1 pseudogene is annotated in these 679 nt (G+C 37.7%); it reads right to left on the bottom strand.

Annotated elements, in window-relative coordinates:
- Positions 1–527, bottom strand: a pseudogene (locus tag ACPEPR_RS13825) (hypothetical protein); the annotation flags it as partial.
- Positions 528–679 lie beyond the last annotated feature (152 nt).

Genomic DNA, 679 nt, shown 5'->3' with positions numbered 1-679 from the left:
TCCCATTGATCTTTATATTTTTCAAAAAGTTCAATTGACCACGGTAAGGATGTATTACTAGAAAGCCCCCAATCCCAATGCCATTGATCTTTATATTTTTCGATGAGTTCAATTGACCACGGTAAGGCTGTATTACTAGAAAGCCTCCCCCAATCCCATTGATCTTTATATTTTTCAAAAAGTTCAATTGACCACGGTAAGGATGTATTCCAAGAAAGCCTCCCCCAATCCCATTGATCTTTATATTTTTCAAAAAGTTCAATTGACCACGGTAAGGATGTATTACTAGAAAGATAGGGCCAATGCCATTGATCTTTATATTTTTCAAAAAGTTCAATTGACCACGGTAAGGATGTATTACTAGAAAGCCCCCGCCAACTCCATTGATCTTTATATTTTTCGATGAGTTCGATTGACCACGGTAAGGATGTATTCCAAGAAAGCCCCCCCCAATCCCATTGATCTTTATATTTTTCGATGAGTTCGATTGACCACGGTAAGGATGTATTCCAAGAAAGCCCCCCCAACTCCATTGATCTTTATATTTTTCAAAAAGTTCAATTGACCACGGTAAGGATGTATTTCTAGAAAGATTGAACCAATACCATTGATCTTTATTTTTTTCGATGAGTTCGATTGACCACGGTAAGGATGTATTCAAAGAAAGCCCCCCCCAACT

This window comes from Acinetobacter sp. AND/436 (assembly GCF_049546925.1).
Classification (GTDB): Bacteria; Pseudomonadota; Gammaproteobacteria; order Pseudomonadales; family Moraxellaceae; genus Acinetobacter; species Acinetobacter indicus.
The sequence above is the reverse complement of the archived record's forward strand: the minus strand, read 5'-3'. Positions and strand labels throughout refer to the sequence as shown.